This window comes from Aliifodinibius sp. S!AR15-10, assembly GCF_031569985.1.
GTDB lineage: Bacteria > Bacteroidota > Rhodothermia > Balneolales > Balneolaceae > JAMQKA01.
Genome location: NZ_JAMQKA010000015.1, coordinates 125362 through 131822 on the forward strand (window position 1 = coordinate 125362; position 6461 = coordinate 131822).

The 6461-nt window shown below is 44.6% G+C and carries 6 protein-coding genes and 1 pseudogene; 2 read left to right on the forward strand and 5 right to left on the reverse strand.

The features are described from left to right. Positions 1–80: 80 nt before the first annotated feature. The gene (locus NC796_RS12090) at positions 81–2108 is read right to left on the reverse strand and encodes a BTAD domain-containing putative transcriptional regulator (RefSeq protein WP_310684703.1); all 2028 of its coding nucleotides are present in this window, start codon (positions 2106–2108) and stop codon (positions 81–83) included. A gap of 168 nt (positions 2109–2276) precedes the next feature. Here NC796_RS12090 and NC796_RS12095 point away from each other — a divergent pair, with 168 nt between their 5' ends. Next, positions 2277–3284 carry a hypothetical protein gene (locus NC796_RS12095; RefSeq protein WP_310684705.1) on the forward strand — a complete coding sequence of 336 codons (1008 nt, stop codon included), beginning with the start codon at positions 2277–2279 and terminating at the stop codon, positions 3282–3284. A 344-nt stretch (positions 3285–3628) separates the two neighbouring features. Here NC796_RS12095 and NC796_RS26810 read toward each other — a convergent pair. The 4 genes and pseudogenes from NC796_RS26810 to NC796_RS12110 all read right to left on the reverse strand — a co-directional run. Beyond that, positions 3629–3718, reverse strand: a pseudogene (locus NC796_RS26810) (type II toxin-antitoxin system prevent-host-death family antitoxin); the annotation flags it as partial. A 387-nt stretch (positions 3719–4105) separates the two neighbouring features. Next, positions 4106–4636, reverse strand: a complete 531-nt coding sequence (locus NC796_RS12100) for an acyl-CoA thioesterase (RefSeq protein WP_310684707.1) — start codon at positions 4634–4636, stop codon at positions 4106–4108. A gap of 287 nt (positions 4637–4923) precedes the next feature. Further along, on the reverse strand, positions 4924–5256 hold the full coding sequence (locus NC796_RS12105; RefSeq protein WP_310684708.1) for a DUF86 domain-containing protein: 333 nt from the start codon (positions 5254–5256) through the stop codon (positions 4924–4926). Beyond that, positions 5246–5551, reverse strand: coding sequence for a nucleotidyltransferase domain-containing protein (locus NC796_RS12110; RefSeq protein ID WP_310684710.1), 306 nt, complete (start codon positions 5549–5551; stop codon positions 5246–5248). The genes NC796_RS12105 and NC796_RS12110 overlap by 11 nt, the downstream gene beginning before the upstream one ends. A gap of 375 nt (positions 5552–5926) precedes the next feature. Between NC796_RS12110 and NC796_RS12115 the strand changes: the two genes are divergently transcribed. Beyond that, the coding region (locus tag NC796_RS12115) for a transposase (RefSeq protein ID WP_310684711.1) at positions 5927–6461 on the forward strand (535 nt) is incomplete at its 3' end.

A 6461-nucleotide genomic window follows, 5' to 3' on the forward strand; every position in this document is an offset into this window, starting at 1 on the left:
AGACCTTCAAGTACGTGCTCTCGATTACCTTTAACGGCCTCTTCAAAAAGCTCTATTCCTTGCGTTTCACCGCCAGCTAATTATACACGTAATTCAAAAGCACGTTCTAAATGTGGTTCCATTTCATTGTACTGCTCCCGGCTGAATAGGAGTTGACTTTGTTTTAGATACGCAAAAGACAGGTACTCTTTCGTGTTTGAGTATCCAGACCCCAAATTAAGTGCAGTTTCCAGCTCCTGGATGGCGGCATCATATTGGCGATTGCAGTGATAAGCGTAACCAAGACTGTGATGAGCATGCCACGAATACGGATCTGTAGTTACAGTCTTTTTCATTCCGGCCAGGGCCTCATCGATGCGTCCAAGTCGGAGCAATAACCAATTGTACTCGGATCGTACTTCAATATGATTGGGATTGATTTTCAGTGCCTGCTCGAAAGCTTGCTCACTTAATTCCCACTCTCGTACAAAGAGATGGTAAAAGAGCCCCTTGGCCAGGTATGCTTCAACGGTTGTGGAGTCGATTGCAAGTGCTTTATTTGCGGCCTGTAGAATTTCCGGTTCTTCCATATCAATGGAGTCCCACCCCATCAAGCCCGCCCAAAATGATGCCATTGCAAGTCCACCGTACGTCGGAGCAAAGGTAGAGTCGTGCTCAATTGACTCCTTGAATAGTGTTTTTGCCTGCATGACTCCCACTGAGTCCCGCCGGTTCCGCAAATACTGTCCCTGCAGGTACAGGTGGTATGCCATTTCATCAATTTCCTGAAGGTTGATCAATTGCTCCCGTTCCTGTGGCAGCAGTTCTGCATGAAGAGCATCGGCAATGCTTGTTGCAACCTCGCGCTGTAGTGCCAGGATGTTTCTCATTGGCCGGTTATAACTCTCACTCCATAAATGATGATCCGTACGGGCATCGATCAACTGGGCGGTGATGCGAACCTGGTCGCCCACTCGCTGAACGCTGCCTTCCACCACGGCATGAACTCCCAGTTCGTTGGCAATTTCCAGTAAACTTTTTTCGGTATTCCGATACTGCATGACCGAAGTGCGGGAAATAACGGACAAATCATTAATCTGCGCAAGACGGGTCAGGATCTCATCTGTCATACCCAAACTGAAGTAATCTGTGCTGTCCTCCGCACTTAGGTATGTGAAAGGCAACACGGCAACGGACTGCTCGGAAATCGTAGACGACTCATTATTTTGAGGAGGAGCGTCATTCCAAAACATCCAGGATGCAACGATGACAATGAGTATAATAACAGCCGCTCCTATCCGCCAAAGTTGTGAACCCGAATTTTTCTCAGCGTTTTTTGGAGTCGGGATTTTTGAATTTTTTGAATGGTGCTGATGGTTTCCATTTGAGGTTTCTGAGGATTTTACTGAGGATTGACTCATATCCTCAACAAGGGCTTTCAACTTTTCAGACGGTTCCATTTCCCATTCCGTCCGAAGGCGGCCTTCATATTTTTTATAAGCTTTGTGTGCTTCAGTGCGGTATCCAAGCCGTTTGAGCAGGTTGATCAGTTTCGTTTGTGCTTCTTCAGAAAAGGGGGTGAATCCCGCTGCTTTCTTACCCCATTTTATCGCATCCGTGGAGTTCTCTGCTTCTTCGGCCTGTTCGGCAAGTGTCCATGCTGCTTCAGCGGCGCGATTTTTGAGTCTCTCGCGTTCGGAATCCAGCCATGTTTGGAACTCGTTGGAGACATCGGTGACGTGAAATCCAAACAACAGATTTTCCCTGTATAGCTCCATCGCTTGTTGAATCTGTCCTTCATCCAGCATCTCTTCAAAAGCCACCGCATCACACCAGATATTTTCCCGGTTGATACCAATCTCATCGGTTCCGCGGCTGACAAGAACCTCCTTGCCAAGTGAATTGCGAATCTGGTAGAGCATATTGTTGAGGGCATTCCGGGCACTTTTTTGTCCATACTCAGGCCAGAACAGGGCAAGTATCTCATCACGCCGGTGAAAGCCGTGCGGTTTTTTCAGCATCAGAAATGCTAACAGAGCCAGGCGTTTCGAACCTTTCAGGAAAGAATCATCAAGACTTCCGTCCTCTCTTCGGAGTTTTGTAGGACCAAGTATTGAAAGTTTGACCATGCGCTCAGCTTAGATTGGCTGTTAGATGCAATCTAATTAATCAAATGATCTTCATCAAAGGCTACTGCTTTATACTTCTTGCAGTACAATGTTCAATCATTCACAAAAAAGTGCAGAATCATTTTTCGATTCATCCACTGATCAATTCACAAATAAACAACACACATTATGAAAAATGATAACACTACAGCAACTAAAAGAAGGGTTTTAGCAGCAGAAAATTTAGAGAATAAACCATCAATCACAATAGGTTTGATTCTCACTCTGGCTGTAATGCTGAGCGCTTTTAGCCTTACATCCTGCAACGATTCGAATGCAAATAATGATAACAGGGTAGTGGTTGAAGTAACCGCTGCACACGATCAGGAAACCGGCGAACACTATTTTGTTACAGACACAGAAGAAGTACCGACCGGGTGGGTAACTTTTCGTTTCATTAATGCGACAGAATTCACCCATTTTATCTTTTTAGATTATTTGCCCGGAGACAAGACGATTGAAGATGTAAAAAATGAAATCTGGCCTGCTTTCCAGGAAGCTATGTATTTAATCATGGAGGACAAGGATCCGAATGCAGCCTATGAAAAACTTCCTGAGTGGTTTGCTGATATTGAATTCAGAGGCGGACCGGGATTTGTCTCAGGGGGAAACACCATTGAAACAACAGTGTTTCTTCCATCCGGCAATTATGTGATGGAGTGCTATGTAAAAAGTACAGATGGGACCTATCATTATACGGAGGGCATGGCTGAAGCACTGGTTGTTACTGAAGAAACGTCAAAAGCAGAAGAGCCTGCCGGTGCAGACATCCAGATGAGTTTGACAAGCCAGGGATTTGGAATCCAGGGAGAATTGACTGCAGGTGAGCATAAGGTTGCTGTATCATTTGATGAAGAGTCACCGGGACTTCTGGGCTATGATGTACACCTGGCTCGTCTTGACGAAGAAACTGAAGCAAAGGATGTAGCATTATGGATGGATTTTTCCAGAAAATCAGGCCTCGTTTCGGACCATGAAAACCCGGAACCTGCCGAATTTTTAGGTGGGACTCATGATATGCCTGTTGGAAATACAGCCTACTTTACCGTGGATCTTGAACCGGGTCGATACATGTGGGTTGCTGAACAAACGGCTGACGCAGCTATGTACGAAGAGTTTACCATTCCCGGCAATTAGAGATAAGGTTAAAACCATCAAGTGAGCGCTGCATTTGTGAATGCATGAGCCCGGTTTTCGGATCGGGTTCATGGATTTGTAAAATCTGAAAAGCCAACGTTACAATTTTTTCAATCAATGACGAATCTCCGAAGCAACATAAATGCATGGGTTCGGAACAACGCTGGCCTGTGCATTTACTTTTTTGGAGATCGAGAACCGAAATCAATTAAAGTTCTCTCTTTTCAACCCACCCAAAATACAGTCCGCAGCCACTTTCCAGCGGGGATCCAGCATCATGTCGTAGCCCAATCCTTCCAAAAACACCGGCTCAGTTCTATAGGTTGCTGCGGTTTCCCGTGTTAGGTGATCAATACCGTTTCCTTTTCCTCTCTTAGTTCTTTTAGAAGCTTCGTTGCCTGGCGTTTAAGTGTTGTAACGAGTTCTGTTTTCACAATGAAATTAAAGTGCTACATTTTGCAATTTCTAACAACACTCTAAACGGATTGGCAACGCCCGGCCGGCGCGCGTAACGGATTGGCATTTAAGCGGTTTTGCCATTTACAGCAAATAAAGTGAAGAAAACTCTGGATTACTACAAGTCTTGAAATATGTAAAAAGGGAAAGCTGGCAAAATCCGCTTGAAATGCTTGTTATAGGGCGTTTTATGGTAGGATTTGAGATTATTTTAATGCTCCCGTATAAAAACAGTGCGAGCTGGCACGCGTGATTGTCCGCAGGACAATCCGCTGAGCAAGCGAGCACGGACTTTCGAATTGAGAGAGGTTTGAGCATTGTTTTTATATATTGTTGTGCGTTCGTGTTTTTTCTGTTACGCCGTTTTATGATCTCTCGGATATGATATCACTGTCATTATTAAATAATTGTAAAACCCATTCTGGCGGAGGGTTTATAATATTGTCAACGCCAGCATTTTCCAGAATTTCAAGTAAAATTTGAGGTTTGTCTTTCTTCCATATAAGTGCTTTTGTTACACCGATTGCCTTCACTTCTGAGTTTTGTTCAAACTTATGTATATGGTAAACCCATTTGTCGTCCCAACCTGCAGTCTTTAGTCGAACTGTAAATTTTGTCCAGCGTTTTAATGGTTTTCTGTAAATCAGTTTTTGCGAACCAAGTGTTGGAGCCAGACCCTTAAGAACAATCTCATTGAAGAGTTTTGTACGAGCAATTAGTTCCCACCTTATGAAGTCCATGTAAGCAGGATACTTGGAAGCGGTCATAACTCGTAAGCCATCGCAGTCAAACAGTCTCACTCTAAAGGTTCTTGTCAACTCGGCATTAATGTCTACCTGCTTCTGAAATTTCCTCGACACCAGAATTCTTAATATTCTATACCAGTAGTAGAACATAGTTTAATTTATTAACTGTTTAATTGTAACACAGCATGACGCACAACATTGGCATATAACGGTTAACCGCCGCAACCGTTACGCGCGCACCAAGGGAGCGCCAACGGCGCGACCGGCGCGCGTAACGACATTGCGCATAAGCTGCACGCAAATGAATGTTGAGTTGATAAATAATGAACGGAGAGCTAAAAAGCCAGAAAATTGGTAAGCTCTGGCGAGGCGTGTCCGCTTAATGCGCGGGTTATACAGCCAGCTTATTTAAGAAATAGTTAAACACATTTGAACGACTAATAATCTTCGACCTTATCCAACAATTCCGGAACTCGATTTACGGCAAAATCCCACATGGCAGCTTCGTCTATAATATCATAACCATGAGCGATGATATTTCTGAAGTCTATAATTTTACGATATTCTGGGATTTTCTTAGCAAGAGTGGCCTCGTCAATTCGAGACAGTCTGTGCAGTGCTTCACCAATGATTTCGAATTCTCTTTCTATAGCAAGTTGAAGCATCCGATCTTCCTGAAAGTCTTCGAAGCTTTTGCCGTCGATAAAATCCAAGATTTCTTGACATGAAAGGCTGATATCAAGAAGTAGCTTTCTTGTTTTATGCGGCATAAAGTAGTTCTTTGGAGCGTTCTACTTCTTGCTGAAAGATGGAATTCCTGAACTTTTTCAGGTGATATAAGTCAACGGGTCGACCATAGATTTGCTCGAGCTCCTGTTTGAAATCAATGAATTGATCAAACGCCCCTTCGAATCCTTGCCGATCAAATTTGACAATGAAATCAAGATCGCTGTCTTCAGAAAAATTATCAGTAGTGGCTGATCCAAAAAGATATAGCTCCTTTACATTATACTTTTTGCAAATTTGTTGGAGCTGTTCTGTTTTAAGATCTACTTTTGTTGCCATAATAGTCGATTAATTATTTACTACAACAAACTTAACTAAAACTGACGCATTTTTCTATTAATCAAAAGATCGAATTAAAGCATCGGCTGTATAACGACATTGCGCATAAGCTGCACGCGAATGAATGTTGATTTGTTAAATAATGAACGGAAAGCTAAAAACCAGAAGGTGGCAAGACTGGGCGAGGTGCGTCCACGTTAATGCGCTGGATATTGTTCATGGCCTCCTCCCGAGCACCGCTCTTCGGGGCGTTTGAACCGGGAAGAGCGTAGATTACTATTTTCCCAACCGTAAACTAACCCGAGAGGTACAGCCATGAACGTGTACACTGATCAACATCCATATTACTGCGGCATCGATTTGCATGCAAGGAGCATGTATATTTGCATCCTGGACAAGTCCGGGCGAGTGGTCTTTCACAAAAACCGCCCGTGCAGCCCGGAAGCGCTATTGTCAGCGATTTCCCCGTATAGGGATGGAATTGTCGTAGGAGTCGAGTGTGTGTGTTGCTGGTACTGGATTGCCGACTTGTGCCATAAGGAAGACATCGACTTTATCCTGGGTCACGCTCTATACATGCGGGCTATCTATGGAGTAAAAACCAAAAACGACCGGGTGGACTCGCTAAAGATTGCCCGACTGATCCGTGGCGGTAATTTTCCGCTAGCCTGCGCGGGTCCACCCGAGATGCGGGCCACCCGCGATCTGATGCGCCGGCGGATTCATTTTGTACGCAAACGCGCCGAGCTGATCGGCCATATTCAGAACACGACTGCCCAATATAATCTGGAACCGCTGGGAACACTCTCCCGGGCTCACCACCGCCGTGGCAAGGACATTGTTGGACACTTTCCGGACCCCGTGGTCCGACTGATGATCCAAGCAGACCTGCGCCTGATCGACCAGTATG